Origin of the sequence: Arthrobacter zhaoguopingii, from assembly GCF_009828595.1 — a bacterium.
Taxonomy (GTDB): Bacteria; Actinomycetota; Actinomycetes; order Actinomycetales; family Micrococcaceae; genus Arthrobacter_D; species Arthrobacter_D zhaoguopingii.
This window is the reverse complement of the sequence record NZ_WPNY01000003.1, coordinates 350,043-366,172: the sequence shown is the minus strand read 5'-3', so window position 1 is coordinate 366,172 and position 16,130 is coordinate 350,043. Positions and strand designations below refer to the sequence as shown.

The 16,130-nt window shown below is 67.6% G+C and carries 16 protein-coding genes; 3 read left to right on the top strand and 13 right to left on the bottom strand.

What is annotated here, in order from left to right; genetic code table 11:
* Positions 1–370: 370 nt before the first annotated feature.
* The 11 genes from rplI to GVV86_RS06300 all read right to left on the bottom strand — a co-directional run bounded on the left by rplI (position 371) and on the right by GVV86_RS06300 (position 10,515).
* A complete protein-coding gene (gene rplI, locus GVV86_RS06350; protein ID WP_159617422.1) occupies positions 371–820 on the bottom strand; it encodes a 50S ribosomal protein L9 in 450 nt (149 codons plus the stop codon).
* Between the two features lie 17 nt (positions 821–837).
* Positions 838–1,077, bottom strand: a complete 240-nt coding sequence (rpsR, locus tag GVV86_RS06345; RefSeq protein ID WP_005273147.1) for a 30S ribosomal protein S18 — start codon at positions 1,075–1,077, stop codon at positions 838–840.
* 116 nt (positions 1,078–1,193) lie between these two features.
* Positions 1,194–1,748 carry a single-stranded DNA-binding protein gene (locus GVV86_RS06340; protein ID WP_133404249.1) on the bottom strand — a complete coding sequence of 185 codons (555 nt, stop codon included), beginning with the start codon at positions 1,746–1,748 and terminating at the stop codon, positions 1,194–1,196.
* 59 nt (positions 1,749–1,807) lie between these two features.
* Positions 1,808–2,113 carry a 30S ribosomal protein S6 gene (gene rpsF / locus GVV86_RS06335; RefSeq protein ID WP_120165970.1) on the bottom strand — a complete coding sequence of 102 codons (306 nt, stop codon included), beginning with the start codon at positions 2,111–2,113 and terminating at the stop codon, positions 1,808–1,810.
* 172 nt (positions 2,114–2,285) lie between these two features.
* Positions 2,286–3,578: a M18 family aminopeptidase gene (locus GVV86_RS06330; RefSeq protein WP_159802098.1), complete on the bottom strand. Its 1,293-nt coding sequence runs from the start codon at positions 3,576–3,578 to the stop codon at positions 2,286–2,288.
* Between the two features lie 90 nt (positions 3,579–3,668).
* Positions 3,669–4,553 carry an ABC-2 transporter permease gene (locus GVV86_RS06325; protein WP_159802096.1) on the bottom strand — a complete coding sequence of 295 codons (885 nt, stop codon included), beginning with the start codon at positions 4,551–4,553 and terminating at the stop codon, positions 3,669–3,671.
* Positions 4,550–5,503, bottom strand: coding sequence for an ABC transporter ATP-binding protein (locus tag GVV86_RS06320; protein WP_159802094.1), 954 nt, complete (start codon positions 5,501–5,503; stop codon positions 4,550–4,552). Before GVV86_RS06320 ends, GVV86_RS06325 begins: the two co-directional genes overlap by 4 nt.
* Positions 5,504–5,632: 129 nt before the next feature.
* Entirely contained in the window at positions 5,633–6,481 is an 849-nt protein-coding gene (locus GVV86_RS06315; protein WP_159617418.1) for an ABC transporter permease, read from the bottom strand.
* Positions 6,478–7,470, bottom strand: coding sequence for an ATP-binding cassette domain-containing protein (locus tag GVV86_RS06310; RefSeq protein ID WP_159802092.1), 993 nt, complete (start codon positions 7,468–7,470; stop codon positions 6,478–6,480). Before GVV86_RS06310 ends, GVV86_RS06315 begins: the two co-directional genes overlap by 4 nt.
* A 46-nt stretch (positions 7,471–7,516) precedes the next feature.
* Positions 7,517–8,719 (bottom strand): MFS transporter, encoded by a 1,203-nt coding sequence (locus GVV86_RS06305; protein WP_246199678.1) that lies wholly within the window; start codon positions 8,717–8,719, stop codon positions 7,517–7,519.
* A 113-nt stretch (positions 8,720–8,832) separates the two neighbouring features.
* Positions 8,833–10,515 carry an ABC-F family ATP-binding cassette domain-containing protein gene (locus GVV86_RS06300; protein ID WP_159617416.1) on the bottom strand — a complete coding sequence of 561 codons (1,683 nt, stop codon included), beginning with the start codon at positions 10,513–10,515 and terminating at the stop codon, positions 8,833–8,835.
* 124 nt (positions 10,516–10,639) lie between these two features.
* Here GVV86_RS06300 and GVV86_RS06295 point away from each other — a divergent pair, with 124 nt between their 5' ends.
* Positions 10,640–12,523 (top strand): glycerophosphodiester phosphodiesterase, encoded by a 1,884-nt coding sequence (locus tag GVV86_RS06295; RefSeq protein ID WP_159802090.1) that lies wholly within the window; start codon positions 10,640–10,642, stop codon positions 12,521–12,523.
* Between the two features lie 22 nt (positions 12,524–12,545).
* Here GVV86_RS06295 and GVV86_RS06290 read toward each other — a convergent pair whose 3' ends face one another.
* The gene (locus GVV86_RS06290) at positions 12,546–13,268 is read right to left on the bottom strand and encodes a response regulator transcription factor (protein WP_159617414.1); all 723 of its coding nucleotides are present in this window, start codon (positions 13,266–13,268) and stop codon (positions 12,546–12,548) included.
* Positions 13,269–13,361: 93 nt separating this feature from the next.
* Here GVV86_RS06290 and GVV86_RS06285 point away from each other — a divergent pair, with 93 nt between their 5' ends.
* Positions 13,362–14,168: an alpha/beta fold hydrolase gene (locus GVV86_RS06285; protein ID WP_159802088.1), complete on the top strand. Its 807-nt coding sequence runs from the start codon at positions 13,362–13,364 to the stop codon at positions 14,166–14,168.
* Between the two features lie 102 nt (positions 14,169–14,270).
* Positions 14,271–14,714, top strand: a complete 444-nt coding sequence (locus GVV86_RS06280; RefSeq protein ID WP_159617412.1) for a MarR family winged helix-turn-helix transcriptional regulator — start codon at positions 14,271–14,273, stop codon at positions 14,712–14,714.
* A gap of 28 nt (positions 14,715–14,742) precedes the next feature.
* On the opposite strand, the gene GVV86_RS06275 is transcribed toward GVV86_RS06280, so the two are convergent.
* Positions 14,743–16,116 (bottom strand): L-serine ammonia-lyase, encoded by a 1,374-nt coding sequence (locus GVV86_RS06275; RefSeq protein WP_159802086.1) that lies wholly within the window; start codon positions 16,114–16,116, stop codon positions 14,743–14,745.
* Positions 16,117–16,130 lie beyond the last annotated feature (14 nt).

Here is a 16,130-nt window from a genome sequence, read left to right as displayed (position 1 = left end):
AATTATTTTCTCTCTAAAAGGGCCTTTGACGTGGGAAAACTTTATCCAGTGCCTGTGGAGGAAAAGTAATTTCCCCGGAACCTTCATCCACAGGTTGCATGTTGACATCCCTGCTTCGGAGGTCGCCGATGGCGCGTCCTCTGTGCCTGCGCGGCGCCCCCCGGCCCCTGTGCGGCCGCCCGGGGCTGTGGTGAGGATCAATAGCCGGGACCTGATGGAGGGCTACCGGCGGCCGCGTAGCCGATCACGAGGCGTGTATACACGAGGGACCCGACAAATACGCCGGTGGCGAGGGACCGGCCGGCGGTTAACGACAAGGGACCCCCGCCGGTGGCGGGGATCCCTTGGGTGTACTGCTGGACAGGCGGAACTAGCCCGCGACGACGTCCAGATCGATCACGGCGGCGACGTCTTCGTGGAGACGGACATTCGCCTGGTAGGAGCCGACCGACTTGATGTGGGCCGGCAGTTCAACCTTGCGCTTGTCGATGCTGCCGAGGCCTGCGGCCTCAACTGCCTTGGCGACGTCGTCGGCCTTGACGGTGCCGAACAGGCGGCCGGAGTCGCCTGCCTTGACCGTGAGCTTGACCGGCTTGGCCGAGAGGGCAGCAGCCTGCTTCTGGGCATCCTCAAGTGAGGCATGCTCGCGGGCAGAACGGGCGGCCTTGATCGACTCGACCTGCTTCTCGCCACCCTTGGTCCACATCAGGGCGAAGCCGCGGGGCAGAAGGTAGTTACGTGCGTAACCGTTCTTCACCTCGACAACATCCCCTGCGGCACCGAGGCCGGTTACTTCCTGAGTCAGAATGAGCTTTGCCATGAAAAGGTTCCTTTCCCTTAGCCGCGGCCGGCGCCGGAGTAGGGCAGGAGTGCAACTTCGCGGGCGTTCTTGATTGCCTGGGCGATCTTGCGCTGCTCCTGGACGGTGACACCGGTGACGCGGCGGGCGCGGATCTTTCCGCGGTCGGAAATGAACTTACGCAGCAGGGCTACGTCCTTGTAGTCGATGACGGTGACGTCAGCGGCCTTCAGGGGGTTGGACTTTGGTTTGGGCTTACGGAGTTCAGCCTTAGCCATCGTGGTGCTCCTTGATCTATTGGAGCCCGCAGAACTGTTCTGCGGGATGGGATGTGCGGGGTAAATCTTTGGAGTCAGGGGCTCCGGGACGGAGCGGGCCCTGACTTCGGGAGAGCCTAGAAGGGAGGTTCGGAGGAATCCGGGCCGTTGCCCCAGCCCTGGGAGCCGCCGCCTGCGGGTGCGCCCCACGGGTCGTCCGCGGGCTGCTGGGCCTGCTGGCCGCCGCCCCAGTTGGAGTTGGTACCGGCATTCCCGCCGAAGCCGCCGCCGCTGTTGCCGCCGAATCCTCCGCCGCCACCGCCTGAGCGCTGGGTACGGCTGATCTTCGCCGACGCATAGCGCAGGGAGGGACCGATTTCGTCCACCTCAAGCTCCATGACGGTGCGCTTTTCGCCCTCTTTGGTTTCGTACGACCGTGACTTGAGTCGGCCCTGGGCGACCACGCGGGTCCCCTTGGTGAGGGTCTCCGCAACGTTCTCGGCAGCCTCGCGCCAGACCGACGCGCGGAGGAACAGCGTTTCGCCGTCCTTCCATTCGTTGGACTGGCGGTCGAAGGTCCGCGGCGTCGATGCGATGGTGAAGTTCGCCACCGCCGAGCCGGACGGCGTGAAACGAAGCTCGGGGTCGTTGGTGAGATTTCCTACGACCGTGATTGTGGTTTCGCCTGCCATGGTGCCTCCTTGGGTCACGTCCCGCCGGAGCGGGATAGGTTCAGTGGAAAGGGGCCGAACTACTCGGCCGTAACCTTCTGCTCCTCGGGGCGGATGATCTTGGTGCGCATGATGGTCTCGTTGAGACCAAGCTGGCGGTCAAGCTCGGCTGCCACAGCGGGGGTAGCGGTGAAGTTGACGACGGCGTAGATGCCCTCGGCCTTCTTCTGGATTTCGTAGGCAAGGCGCCGGCGTCCCCAGATATCCACCTTGTCCACGGTGCCGCCGCCGTTGCGGACGACATTCAGGAACTTCTCGAGTGTTGGTTCGACGGTACGTTCCTCGACGTCGGGGTCGATGATTACCATCAATTCATATGCACGCATGTGTGAACCCACCTCCTTTGGGCTAAACGGTCACGGCCTTTCCGTAACAGGAGGTTCTTTAGCGTTGGCCTGGCCGGAAGCGGACGGGATTTCCCGCCACCTGAATCAGCACAGACCTGCCAATACTACCGGATACCGGGCCCCGCACGGAACGGCGCCTGTCGGGCTTCGGTCAGGACTGGGTTGCGGGACGGACAAAGAACCGGGAGAGAACACGCGCCAGCCGTTCCGGGTCCTCGACCCCGCACATCTCACGAGCCGAGTGCATCGACAGCAGGGGCGTTCCGACGTCGACGGTGCGGATGCCGAGACGGGTGGCGGTGAGCGGACCGATGGTTGAGCCGCACGGAACGGAGTTGTTCGATACGAACTCCTGGTACGGCACTCCGGCCTCGCCGCAGAGGACCGCCCAGTGGGCGGCGCCATGGGCGTCGGTGGTGTACCGCTGGTTGGCGTTGATCTTCAGCAGCGGGCCGCCGTTGAGCACGGGGTGGTTGGCCGGGTCGTGCCGTTCGGCGTAGTTCGGGTGGACGGCGTGGCCGGCGTCGGCGGAGATGCAGAATGAGGCGGCCAGGGCACGCATCCGGTCCTCGAGGCCCGCGCCGAGCGCGGAGGAGATGCGCAGCAGGATGTCTTCGAGGAAGGGTCCACTGGCGCCGGAGCGGGAGGCGCTCCCCACTTCCTCGTGGTCGAAAGCGGCAAGCACGGCGATGGGGCGTCCCTTTTCCGCCCCGGCGGCCGCCTCGAGCAGGGCGGCGAGCCCCGCGTGCACGGAGGTGAGGTTATCCAGCCGGCCCGAGGCGAAAAAGGACCCCTCGGCACCGAAGACCCTGGGCTCCTGTGTGTCGGCGGCCACGAGGTCGAAGCCGCCGATATCGGCCGGGTCGATCCCCGCCGTCGAGGCGGCTCGACCCAGCAGGTCCGCCTCCCGCGGATCCCCGAGGCCCCACACGGGGAACATGTGCTGCTGCTTGTCGAGGGCGAGTCCGTCGTTCACGGCCCGGTCGAGGTGGATCGCCAGCTGCGGAAAGCGCAGGAGGGGCCCGGTATCGACGAGGTGCTCGCGCCCGTCGAGGGTGACAATGCGCCCGGCGAGCGTGAGTTCGCGGTCCAGCCAGGAGTTCAGCAGGGGCCCGCCGTAGACCTCGACGCCGGCCTGCAGCCATCCGTACCGGCCGGTGGTCGGCTTCGGCTTGAGCTTGAACGAGGGCGAATCGGTGTGGGCGCCGAGGATGGAGAAGCCGGTGGTGGCACCCGCGTCCTCGGGGAGGATCCAGGCGATCAGCGCGCCGTCCCGGATGACGAAGTAGCTGCCGGGCTCCGCGGGGAAGACCTCCTCTTCGAGCAGGCGGACGAAGCCGGCGGCCTGGAGCCGCCGGCCGCCCTCGGCTGCGGCATGGAAGCTCGAGGGGGCGGCGCTGACATACGCGCCGAGGTCATTGATGTGGGTCAGTGCGTCGGACATGCCTTCGATTCAATCAGAGAACCGCCGGATTCCGCTGTCCGGGGCCCGAGGAGCGGACCCCGGACCGAGCGGAAACCGGCAGCGGCTGCGTCAGACGTCGCGCTTCCGGGTCACGAGCAGCGAGGCGGCCAGCAGGACGAGAGCCCAGGCTGCCAGAACGAGGCCGCCTTCGAGCTGGGTCAGCGCCCCTTCTTCGGCGGCGACGGCGACGAGCCGTTCCCCGGCGTTGGTCGGCAGGAAGCGCGCGGCGTCGGGGATCCAGTCGGCCAGCCCGGAGATCAGGTTCACAACGATTACGGGAAGGACGAAGAACAGCCCGACGGCCGTCACGACCCCGCCTGCGGTATTGCGCAGCAGCGTGCCGATCCCCATGGAGATCACCGCGATCAGGGCCAGGTAGGTGCCGGTGTTCAGAATGCTCGCCACAATCTTTTCATCGGAGAGGGCGAAATCGAGGTCCTCAACGGCCAGGATCGGCTGGGCAACAACATAGGACAGGAGCGCGGCGGCGGCTCCGATCAGGAAGGAGACGGCGGCGGCGATGACGTTCTTCCCCAGCAGCGCCGGAACCCGTTTCGGGACAGCCACCATTGTCGACCGGATCATCCCGGTGGCCCACTCGGAGGCGATCAGCACCACGGCGAGGGAGGCGATAAGGAGCTGCCCGAAGATGATCCCCGAGGAGGGAGCGCCGCGGGCGAGGTCGCCGAAGTCCGGCAGGGCCTCCCCCGGAGGACCCATCTGCGGCGGAGGTCCGCCGGAGTCAAGCTGGGCCTGGCCCGTCTGGAGGGACCAGGCGAACAGGGCGGCCAGGCCGACCATCACCACGAGGGTGCTCGCAAGCAGGATCACCGTCGAGGGCACCGTTGAGACCTTGATCCATTCGGACCTCAGCACGCGCACGAAGCTGAGCCTGGGCCCGTCGGAGCGGCGGGCCTTGGTCGGGGCGGCGGGGGTTGACGTCGAGGTGCTCATGAACGGCTTCCTTCGGGGGCACCCTGGGCCTGTGCGCCGAGGGGCAGGTCGTGAGAGGAGTACTCGACTTCAGAGGCGGTGAGTTCCATGTACGCCTCCTCGAGGGAGGCCTGCAGGGGGGTCAGCTCATAGACGAGCACCTGCTGGCGCAGGGCCGCCTCGGCGATCCGGCGAGGATCGGGGCCGGTGATTTCGAGCAGGTCGGGCTCAAGGAACGTCGAGGTCGTCCCGTCCACGCCGAGCGCCGCCAGCAGGTCGGACGGCCGGTCGGTGCGGACGCGGGTTCGAAGCTGTCCGCGGCCGGCGAGGATCTCCGAGACCGGGGCATCGGCGATGATCCGGCCGCGCCCGATCACGATCAGGTGGTCCGCCGTCATCGCCATCTCGGACATGAGGTGGGAGGAGAGGAAGACGGTCCGCCCCTCGGCGGCGAGGCCGCGGGCGAGGTGCCGGATCCACTGGACGCCCTCGGGGTCAAGCCCGTTGACGGGCTCGTCGAGGATGACGGTCTGCGGGTCACCGAGCATCGCCACGGCAATCCCCAGGCGCTGGCCCATCCCCATCGAAAATCCGCCGACCCGCTTTTTGGCGACCGGCCCGAGTCCGGTCATCTCGATGACCTCGTGCACCCTGCTGTTCGGGATCCCGTGGGTGGCGGCCATCGCCCGCAGGTGGTTGTAGGCGCTGCGCTTGGTGTGGAAGGCCTTCGCCTCAAGCAGTGCGCCCACCTCCCGCAGCGGCGCCCGGTGCTCGGAGTACCGGCGGCCGTTCACGCTCACGGAGCCGGCGCTCGGCGTGTCGAGCCCGACGATCATGCGCATCGTCGTCGACTTTCCGGCACCGTTCGGGCCAAGGAACCCCGTGACCTTGCCGGGCTGGACGGTGAAGGAGACGCCGTTGACGGCCGTCTTGTCGCCGTAGCGTTTGAACAGGCCCTGGGCCTCGATCATGGGAACGTCCTCTGGATTGCCGGGTAAGGGAGGCGCGGTCGGGCAGGGCCCCCGGATGCCACTCTAGGGGGAAACCGCCCGCGCCGGTCAGGCGGATCCAATCCGCCTGACCAGGTGCGGAGAAATGGTTCAGCGGGAGCTGATCGAGGCGAACTTCCGGATGCACAGCGGAACGAAAATCAGCAGCATCAGGATCGCGCCGGCCAGCACCGTCGGCACTGCGTTCTGCATGGGCCAGGCATCCGGGGTGGGCACCGAACCGACATTGCCGAAGAGCTCCCGTGCCGCCTGGACCAGCGCGGAGACCGGGTTCCAGTTGGCGAACGCCTCGAGCGGCGCCGGAAGGGTCTGGCTCTGGACAAAGGCGTTGGAGATGAAGGTGAGCGGAAACAGGATCATGAAGGAGGCGTTGTTGATGACCTCCGGAGACTTCACGCTCATGCCCAGCAGTGCCATGACCCAGCTGAAGGCATAGGAGAACAGCAGCAGCAGCCCGATACCGGCAAGGAAACTGCTGAAGGGCGCGTTCACCCGCCAGCCTACGACGAACCCGGTCGCCATCATGATGAGCATGGAGATGCCGTTGAGCACCAGGTCGCTGTTCGTGCGTCCGACCAGGACCGCCGAAGAGCTCATCGGCAGGGTCCGGAACCGGTCGATGATGCCGTCCTTCAGGTCCTGGGCCATCGCCGAGCCGGAGAAGGTCGAGCCGAAGATCACGGTCTGGGCGAAAATCCCGGCCATGAGGTACTGGGTGTAGTCGGTGCCCTCGACCTGGATGGATCCACCGTAGATCTGGCTGAACAGCAGCACGAACATGATCGGCTGCAGCACGGCGAACACAAGCATGTCCGGGGAGCGCTTGAGCTTCGTCAGATTGCGCTTGGTGACCGTCCAGCCGTCGGACAGCCACATCGAGGCGGCGCCGGGCTCGGGCGCGGGCCGGGCCTGCCGGTTTTCGGGGGCCAGGACGCTCATTTCGCGTTCTCCTTCTCAGCAGGGACTTTCTCATCGGTGTTTTCGGCGTGCCGGCCCGTGAGCTTGAGGAAGACATCGTCGAGGCTGGGGCGCCGCATGCCGGCGTCGTGAAGTTCGACCCCTGCCTGCCCCAGGTCACCGAGGACGTACTGCAGGGCGCGCGGCCCGTTGATCACGCCTACCTCGACGGTGCGGCCGTCGGTTCCGACAGTGGCCTCCCCGTCGCCGTGGCGGGCGAGGATTTCCCGGGCCGCTCCGGCGTCGGCCGGGTTCACCAGGGTGACGACCACCCGGTGGCCGCCGATCTGCGCCTTGAGCTCGTCCGCCGTTCCTTCCGCGATGACGCGCCCGCCGTCGATCACGGCGATGTCGTCGGAGAGCTGATCCGCCTCCTCGAGGTACTGCGTGGTGAGCAGCAGCGTGGTGCCGTCGCTGACCAAATCCTTGATGATCCCCCAGAGCGAGAGGCGGCTGCGCGGGTCGAGACCCGTGGTGGGTTCGTCGAGGAAGAGCACCTTGGGGTTGATCACCAGTGCCCCGGCGAGGTCGATCCGGCGGCGCATGCCGCCCGAGAAGCCCTTGACCGGCCGGTTGCCCGCCTCGGTGAGTTCGAACTGTTCGATCAGTTGCTGAGCCCTGCGCTTGGCCTCGCGCGCGCTCAGGTGGTAGAGCCGGCCCACCATTTCAAGGTTCTCGAACCCGGTGAGGTTCTCGTCGACGGCCGCGTACTGCCCCGAGACGCCGATGATGCGGCGGGCCGCTTTCGGATTGGCGAGAACGTCGATTCCGTCGACGAAGGCGGTGCCCTCGGTGGGCCGGATCAGCGTGGTCAGTACCTTGACCACCGTGGTCTTCCCGGCGCCGTTCGGGCCGAGCAGCGCCTTCACGGTTCCCCGGGGCACGGATAGGTCTATCCCGGCAAGGGCATGGACCGGGCCGCTTTTTGAGCGGTAGGTCTTCTTCAGACCGGAGGCCTCAATCATTGTCATGCGGAAAAGCTTAGGCGTGCACTCCGCCAGCCCCGCACCATTCAGGTCAGGTTCTGTCCTTATCCAAAATTGCCGTGTGCTCCTCGCTGGCCCGTTCGCGGGCGGCGGGGGCGACGAGGAAGGACGCAAGCACTGCGGCGCCGACGGCGAGCAGCGCCGTCCGGATCCCGACGAGGTCACCGAGGAAGCCCAGCAGGGGCGGACCGGCGAGGAAGGCGGTGTAGCCGATTGTCGAGACGACGGAGACCCGCAGCGCGGCGTGGCGCGGGTCATCGGCGGCCGCGGACATACCCATGGGGAAGCCCAGTGCGGCCCCGGCACCCCACAGCACGGCCCCCACCCCCGCCAGGAGGACATTGGGGGCGAGCACGAACAGGAGGAGGCCCGCGAGGGAGGTTCCGAGGCTCGCCTGAAGCACCCGGACCCGGCCGTGGCGGTCGATGTAGCCCCCGCCCACGAAGCGGACAAGGGTCATGGCAGCGACGAAGACGGCGAACATGAGGGCCCCGACGCTTTCGCTGCTGCCCAGCCCGTCCACGGTGGCCTTGGCCACCCAGTCGTTGGCGGCGCCCTCCGTCAGTGCGGCACCCAGCACCACGAGTCCAATCAGCAGCGTGCGCGGCTCGCGCCAGGCGGAGAATCTGCCGCCCGCCACCGGCGCCTGCTCGGTGTGCCCGGGTGCGGCCACGGGCAGGAAATACCGGGGCATCCACAGGGACACGGCGAGGGACAGGACCGCAATGGCCACCAGGTGCGCCGGCAGGTCGACGTCGACGGCGGCAAGGCCTGCGCCCAGCAGCGCCCCGAGGAACGCACCGCCGCTGAAGGCGGCGTGGAAGCGCGGCATGATGGTGCGCCGCAGCCGGCGTTCGACGTCGGCGCCCTCGATGTTCTGGGCGACGTCCCAGAGGGCCACGCCGGAACCGAAGAGGAACAGCCCCGCCCCGGTCAGCGGCACCGACTGGAATTGCAGGCCGGCCGCGACGGTGGCCGCGGCGAGCGCCGCCGCAGCTCCTCCTACCCGCACGGTGTTCGCCGTGCCGACGCGCGCCGAAATCAGACCCGCAAGGGGCAGGGACAGGACCGAGCCCACCGCCCCAACCAGCAGCAGCGCACCCATCTGGCCCGAGCTGAGCTCAAGCGCTGCCGAAGCAGCGGGGATCCGGGCGGCCCAGCTCGCAAAGACGAGGCCGTTGAGCCCGAAGATGGCGAAGGTGGCCCAGACGGCGGACTTCAGGTTGGGGTTCACCCTGCCACCGTAGCTGTGCGCTCCGGCGGCATTCAAACCGGTCCGCCCGTACTTCACCGGCCCGGGGGACCCACCGGCGGGGACGAACCGGCTGCCGGCATCCGGTGCCCGGCTCAGCGGGCCCGGGTCACGCGCCCCTCGTCCCAGACGGGTTCCTTGGTCTCGTAGACCTTTCCATCGGAACCGAAGACGAGGAACCGGTCGAAGCTGCGGGCGAACCACCGGTCGTGGGTGACGGCGAGGACGGTTCCCTCGAAGGCGTCGATGGCGTGTTCGAGCGCTTCGGCCGAGTGCAGGTCGAGGTTGTCGGTCGGCTCGTCGAGCAGCAGCAGGGTGGCGCCGGAGAGTTCGAGCAGCAGAATCTGCAGCCGCGCCTGCTGCCCGCCGGAGAGCGAGTCGTAAGGCTGTTCGGCCTGTCCGGCCAGGCCGTACCGGTCGAGGACAGCCGAGGCCGCCTCCCGTCCGAGGCCCGAGCGGTGCTCATCGCCGCGGTGCAGGATGTCGAGGAGCGTCCGGCCCAGCAGGTCCGGACGCGAATGGGTCTGGGCGAAGAATCCCGGACGGATGCGTGCTCCGAGCTTGACCGTGCCCTCGTGCGGCACCTCGGCGATGTCGACGTCAGACACCGGCTGGTGTTCCTTGTCGGGGTCGGTCCCGCCACCGGCGAGCAGCCGCAGGAAGTGCGACTTGCCGGACCCGTTGGAGCCCAGGACTCCCACGCGGTCACCGAACCAGATCTCGGTGCTGAACGGTTTCATCAGCCCCGTCAGTTCGAGCTTCGAGGCCACCACCGCCCGCTTCGCCGTCCGTCCTCCGCGCAGCCGCATCGACACGTTCTGCTCCATGGGAAGGGCTTCCGGGGGGCCGGCCTCAAGGAATTTCGCCAGGCGCGTCTGTGCCGCGTGGTACCGGTTGGCCATATCGGAGCGGAACGCGGCCTTGTTCTTGTACATGTTCACGAGTTCCTTGAGCTTCAGGTGCTCCTCGTCCCACCGGCGTCGAAGCTCCTCGAACCGCGCGTTCCGGTCCTGCCGCGCCTTGAGGTAGGTTTCGAATCCTCCACCGTGGGTCCAGGCCGACGCGCCGAGGACGCCGGGCTCGAGCGTGACAATGCGGGTCGCGGCGTTGGCCAGCAGCTCCCGGTCGTGGCTGACGAAGAGCACCGACTTGCGCGACTCGGCCAGCTTCGTCTCCAGCCAGCGCTTGCCGGGCACATCGAGGTAGTTGTCCGGCTCATCGAGCAGGAGCAGTTCGTCCGGACCGGAGAAGAGCGCCTCGAGGACCAGGCGTTTCTGCTCGCCGCCGGAGAGGGAGGATGCCGCCCGGTGCTGGGCGCGGTCGAACGGAATGCCGAGGGCCGCCATGGTCACCTCGTCCCAGGTGGTCTCCAGTTCATACCCGCCGCTGTCCCCCCAGTCGGCGATCGCCTGCGCATAGCGCATCTGGGTGGGTTCGTCGTCGGTTTCCATCATGGCCAGTTCGGCGTCATCGACAGCCTTCGCCGCCCGTGCGAGGGCCGGCGGGGCGGCGGAGACCAGGAGGTCGCGGACGGTGGTGTCATCGCGCACCTGCCCAACGAACTGGCGCATGATGCCCAGGGCGCCCGAACGGGTGACGGCCCCTTCGTCGGCGGTCAGGTCACCGGCGATGATCCGCAGCAACGTTGTCTTGCCCGTGCCGTTGGGTCCGATCAGGGCCGTCTTGTGGCCTTCCCCGACCCGGAAGGAGACGGCATTGAGCAGCTGCCGTCCGTCGGAGAGAAAATAATCAATGTTTGAAACGTCGAGGTGGGCCACCCCTAAAGTTTAGCGGCGGGCCGCGGGCCGCTCCGCTCGGGGCCTAGAGTGGTTCGGTAAATGCTCCGCTGGCGCCCCACCGACGCGTGCCCCGGAGCTCCGCAGACCCGAAGGGATATCCGAGATGTACATGGCCAAGCGGATCGGGCGGTCAACCGGCGCGCCCGAAACCCGTGTGCCATCGGCGTTTCCCCTGCGGGCGTCCCTGCGGAAGGCCCTGACCGAGGCGCTCAGGGGGTTCCTCCCCCTCCAGCTCGCCTCCCTGGTCCTCAACGGTGCCACCATCCTGCTGGCGCTTCCTGCCCTGTCGGCACTCTTCCGCCTCGTTCTGGCGGCGTCGGGCCTGCCCCGGATCAGCGACCAGAACCTCGGGATGGTCCTGGCGCACCCCGGGGCGCTCGTGCTGATGATCCTGCTGGTGGTCGCCGCACTCGCGGTGGTGAGCCTGCAGCTTGTCACCCTGATCGTGCTGGTCCACCGCCAGCAGTGCGCCCTGCCCCTGCAGCTGCGGCCGGTGGCAGAGGACGTGGCCCTGGCCATCCGGGCGGTGCTCCACTACCAGTCGCCCCTGCTGATCGTCTATGTCCTGCTGGTCATGCCCCTGGGCGGATTCGGGCTGTTTTCCACGGTCACCCGCGGCATCGCCGTGCCGCTCTTCATCAGCGGCGAGATGCTCAAGGCGCCGGTGAGTGCCACCCTGTACGGGGCGGGACTCGCGGCGCTCCTGTACGTGAACATCCGTCTGATCTTCACCTTCCCGCTGCTGGTGATCGAAGGAAAATCACCGGGCCGGGCCGTGGCCGGCAGCCTGGCCGCGACCCGCCGCCAGTCCTGGCGGATTGCCGCCGCCATCGGAATCGTGGCAGCGGGCGCCGGGGCGCTTTCGACCCTGCTCACCGAGGCGGTGGTGCTCGCCGCCGCCCTCGCGGACCGCATCGCCCCGCCAATCGCCCCCGCCGTGGCGGCCGGCGGCTACGGCATCGCCAATGTCGGATCCGCAGTGGTGCTGAGCTTCGCGCTCGTCGTGATTCTCCACGCCCTGACCGCCGCCTATAACAACCGGCGCACTGACGTTCCGGACGGGACACCGCCGCCTGCCCCGCAGGGCCCTCAGCTCCACCGGAGGGGACGCTCCAGGCGGCGGCAGGCCGCCCTCGTGGTCCTCGGCCTGACAGTGATGGGGGCCACGGCGGTCCAGTCGGCCTCGATCCTCCCGGCGGCCGGAAGCGTGCCGGCAAACTCCGGGTCCACCAAGATCATCGCCCACCGCGGTTTCGTCGGGGGCGGCGTGGAAAACACCATCGGCGCCCTGGAGGCGGCGGCACGGGTGAGTCCGGATTTCGTTGAGATCGACGCCCAGGAGACCAGGGACGGTCGGTTCATCCTCAGCCACGACGTCAACCTGTGGATCGTCTCGGGACTCAATGTGAACACGTATGAGCTGACCCTCGCCGAGGCCGAGTCGATCGATGTGAGTGTCGGCGGGTACAGCGACTCAATGGTTTCCCTCATCGATTACGTGCTGCGGGCCGAGGAGCTCGGTGTGAAGCTCCTCATCGAGCTCAAGCTGCACGGGCATGAGTCGCCCCAGGTGGTGGACCGGCTCCTGGCGGAGCTCGATTCGATCGGCGCCACGGACCATCACATCTACCATTCCCTGAGCAGCGAGGTGGTCCAGGAACTCGAGCAAAAGCGGCCCGGGCTGCGGGTGGGCTACACCGTGGCAGCCAACGTCGGCACCCTTGAGGGGGAGCCGGGGGATTTCCTCGTGGTTGAGCAGTCCTTCTTCACCGAGGAACTCGCCGCTCTCGCCCGCGGACGCGGGAAGGAGCTGTGGGTGTGGACGGTGAACGACCCCGATGCCATCCGGACGTTCCTGCGGGTGCCGGTCGACGGAATCATCACCGACCGGCCCGACGTCGTGCAGAGCGAGCGCAAAAGCATCGATGACGAGCGGGGGAGCGCGCCGGGGCTGCGTGATGCCCTCGACAAGCTCACCCTGCTGTAGGGCAGGCCGTCAGCGGGCGGTCTCAGCGCACCGGTGTCAGCGGAATGAGCCGGTAGCCTACGCCCCGGACCGTGCGGATGAACCGCGGATTGCTGGTGTCATCGCTGAGCTTCCGGCGGAGGTTCCGGATGTGCACCTCCACGAGGTGGTGGTCGAGCGCCCAGCCATCCCCCCAGACCCGGTCGAGGAGTGCCTCCCGTGACCACACCCGCGACGCGCCGTCGAGCAGGGCCTCGAGGAGGTCGAATTCGATCCTCGTCAGGGCCAGTTCCTCACCGTCGAGGCTCACGGTGCGCCCCTCGACATCCATCAGCAGTCCGTTGTGCCGCAGCAGGGAGCTGTCGTTGCCCACCGCACCCGGGCCGGTGCGCGGCCTGCGGAACATGGCCGAGACGCGCGCCGTGAACTCCCGCGGACTGAACGGCTTTCCAATGAAGTCGTCGGCGCCGGTCTCCAGGCCCAGCAGCCGGTCGATCTCGTCCTGGCGCGCGGTCACCATCACAATGTAGGCATCACTCATCGCCCGGGACTGCCTGCAGACCTCGACCCCGTCGAGGTCTGGAAGGTTCAAATCCAGGGTGATCAGGTCAGGCTGGTGGTCGCGCACCTTTGCAAGGCCCTCATGCCCGGTCGCCGCCTCGAGGATCGAAAATCCCTTCAACCGCAGTGCTGTGCCCAGCAGCTCCCGGATGTCCTCGTCGTCCTCGACGATGAGGGCGGTGCGTGGTTCATGGATATCGGGCATAGCAATACCTTGCCAGAAAATTCGAGAAGCCGCTGGCCAAACTTGAGGATTTCTTGAACTTCGGCGGGTAGAACGCCGGGCTACACTCACCGGATGGTCTCTCGCACTGTCTCAACTGTCCGCCTGCGCGGGCACACCCTCCGCCTCCACTCCTCGCCCGGGCCCACCGGTTGCACCGAGCCGCCGTTTGTTCTGATCCACGGCATCGGCATGTCGCACCGCTACCTTGACCGCCTGCACACCGAGCTCACCGCGACCGCTGACACCTATGCGGTCGACCTTCCGGGGTTCGGTCCCAACCCGGCCCCCGGGCCCACCCTTTCGGTGGAGGACTACGCCGCCGTGCTGCTCGACCTGCTGGCCGAGGCCGGGGCGGCGCCCTGCATCCTGGTAGGGCACTCGATGGGCGCCCAGATCGTTACGGCGGCGGCCCTGCGCGATCCAGCGCGGGTAAGGGGGGTTGTGCTGATCGGGCCGGTGGTGGACCGGCGGCGCCGGTCAGTCTGGCGGCAGGCGGCGGCCCTCGGGCATGACTCACTGCGCGAACTCCCCTCGGCGAATCTCATTGTCCTCACTGACTACGTGCGCACGGGCCTGCGCTGGTATCTGAAGGCGCTGCGTCCCATGATGGAGTACCGCCTCGAAGCCGCCCTCCGGGCAGTGGAATGCCCCGTGCTGGTGCTGCGTGGCTCCCGGGATCCGGTGGCGCGGGAGCCCTGGTGCAGGGAGCTCGCCGAGGCTGCGCCCCATGGGTCCTTCACGGAGATTCCCGGCCAGCCGCATGTCGCCCAACAGGGCGCTCCGGGCGCGGTCGCCGACGCCATCCGGGTCTTTCTCGCCGGCCACCGCTCCGGGGTCGGCGATCATTCGGGTCCGGAGCCCGAGCATCCAACTTCCTAAGCACCCTTGCTTAAAGCTTTGGGCGGATCACAGGGAAAACTTGAAGATCGGGGTTCATAGTGGAGGTATTGGGTTCTACTAGCGTCTGGAAGAAGTACCGTCATGCCAAACCTTAACGAGTGGTCAACAAGCCGTCTCCTCACCACCGCCGCCCGGTTGGTGGACCATGCGTGGAACGAACGACTCCTCGATATCGGCATCACCCATGCGGGTTACACCACCCTGGGTGTTCTCTCGCGTGAGGGCACCATGACCGGCGCGCGGCTCGCCCTGGCCGTGCACGTCCAGGCCCAGACCATCGGCAAGACGCTGGAAAAGCTGGAGCGCCAGGGCTTCATTTCCCGCATCCGCGACGCACGCGACCGCCGCAGCCAGCGCATCACCATCACCGAGGCGGGGCAGCTGGCTTTGGCCCGGGCCCAGGACATCGAGCGGTCCCTGATGACCGGCGAGGGCCTTGAGTCCGAGGAACTGCGCGGACTGCTGCGCGATATCGTCGTCGAACTCGCCCCGCAGCGGAACAAGTCGGTCCCGGCCGCGGTCTAGGCCGGCCGGGCGGGCGGGACCTGCCCGCTCAGCACTCCACGACGTTCAGGGCGAGCCCGCCCCGGGCCGTCTCCTTGTACTTGTCCATCATGTCCGCGCCGGTGTCGCGCATCGTCTTGATCGCGATATCCAGCGAGACGTGATGCTGCCCGTCCCCGCGCACCGCCATCCGTGCGGCGGTGATGGCCTTGATCGCGCCGACCGCGTTGCGTTCGATGCACGGTATCTGCACGAGCCCGCCGACCGGATCGCAGGTCAGACCCAGGTTGTGCTCGATTCCGATCTCCGCGGCGTTCTCCACCTGCTCGGGGGTGCCCCCGAGCACCTCGGCCAGGGCACCGGCCGCCATGGCGCAGGCGGAGCCGACCTCGCCCTGGCATCCCACCTCCGCGCCCGAGATGGACGCGTTTTTCTTGAACAGGGAGCCGACGGCGGTGGCGGCCAGCAGGAAGCGCACCACGCCGTCGTCGCTGGCGCCGGGAACGAAGTCGACGTAGTACTTCAGGACGGCCGGAATGATGCCGGCGGCGCCGTTGGTGGGCGCCGTGACCACACGGCCGCCGGCCGCGTTTTCCTCATTGACCGCCAGGGCGAACAGGGTCACCCATTCCATGGTCCCGAGCCGGTCCTCGGGGTCGTTGGCCTTCTCCAGGAGTTCCAGCTGACGGGCGGCCCGCCGCCGCACGGCCAGCCCTCCGGGCAGGACGCCGCCGGTGCTGGTTCCCCGGCGGATGGTGTCCTGCATGACCTCCCAGATCTGCAGCAGGCCCGCCCGGACCTCCCCCTCGCTCCGGAAGGCCTTCTCATTGGCGAGCACGATCTCGGAAAAAGACATATCGTGCTTGCGGCATAGTTCCAGCAGCTGGTCGGCCGTATTGAACGGGAAGGGCACGACGACCTCGGGTTCGGGCTGCGTTTCGACGCCGATCTGGTTCTCATCGAGGACAAACCCGCCTCCGACCGAGAAGTAGTCGCGCGCCCGGAGCAGGGTTCCCGCGGCGTCCCAGGCCTGGAAACGCATTCCGTTGGTGTGATATTCAAGCCGCTTCCGCCGGTGCAGGATGAGATCCCGGTCGGGGTCGAAGCCGATTCCACGTTCGCCGGCCAGGCGCAGCAACTTGAGTTCGCCGATGCGTCCCACCCGTTCGTCCGCGGTGGCCGGATCGACGAGATGGGGCTGGCTTCCCTCAAGCCCGAGCAGGATCGCCTTCACTGTGCCATGGCCGTGCCCGGTGACGCCGAGGGATCCGAAGAGCTCAACCTGGAGGCGGTCGACCCGCCCGAGCAGCTGCTCTTCCCGCAGCAGTTCCGTATAAAGGTAGGCCGCCGTCATCGGCCCGCCGGTGTGTGAACTCGACGGGCCGATGCCGATCTTGAACAGGTCGAATGCGCTGATGGTCACTGAGGTCCCCCTGA

Bases quoted from the DNA above. Each gene is read 5' to 3' on its own strand.
- rplI (WP_159617422.1), bottom strand. From the start codon at position 820: ATGGCAAAGCTCATTCTGACTCAGGAAGTAACCGGCCTCGGTGCCGCA.
- rpsR (WP_005273147.1), bottom strand. From the start codon at position 1,077: ATGGCTAAGGCTGAACTCCGTAAGCCCAAACCAAAGTCCAACCCCCTG.
- GVV86_RS06340 (WP_133404249.1), bottom strand. From the start codon at position 1,748: ATGGCAGGCGAAACCACAATCACGGTCGTAGGAAATCTCACCAACGAC.
- rpsF (WP_120165970.1), bottom strand. From the start codon at position 2,113: ATGCGTGCATATGAATTGATGGTAATCATCGACCCCGACGTCGAGGAA.
- GVV86_RS06330 (WP_159802098.1), bottom strand. From the start codon at position 3,578: ATGTCCGACGCACTGACCCACATCAATGACCTCGGCGCGTATGTCAGC.
- GVV86_RS06325 (WP_159802096.1), bottom strand. From the start codon at position 4,553: ATGAGCACCTCGACGTCAACCCCCGCCGCCCCGACCAAGGCCCGCCGC.
- GVV86_RS06320 (WP_159802094.1), bottom strand. From the start codon at position 5,503: ATGATCGAGGCCCAGGGCCTGTTCAAACGCTACGGCGACAAGACGGCC.
- GVV86_RS06315 (WP_159617418.1), bottom strand. From the start codon at position 6,481: ATGAGCGTCCTGGCCCCCGAAAACCGGCAGGCCCGGCCCGCGCCCGAG.
- GVV86_RS06310 (WP_159802092.1), bottom strand. From the start codon at position 7,470: ATGACAATGATTGAGGCCTCCGGTCTGAAGAAGACCTACCGCTCAAAA.
- GVV86_RS06295 (WP_159802090.1), top strand. From the start codon at position 10,640: ATGTACATGGCCAAGCGGATCGGGCGGTCAACCGGCGCGCCCGAAACC.
- GVV86_RS06290 (WP_159617414.1), bottom strand. From the start codon at position 13,268: ATGCCCGATATCCATGAACCACGCACCGCCCTCATCGTCGAGGACGAC.
- GVV86_RS06285 (WP_159802088.1), top strand. From the start codon at position 13,362: ATGGTCTCTCGCACTGTCTCAACTGTCCGCCTGCGCGGGCACACCCTC.
- GVV86_RS06280 (WP_159617412.1), top strand. From the start codon at position 14,271: ATGCCAAACCTTAACGAGTGGTCAACAAGCCGTCTCCTCACCACCGCC.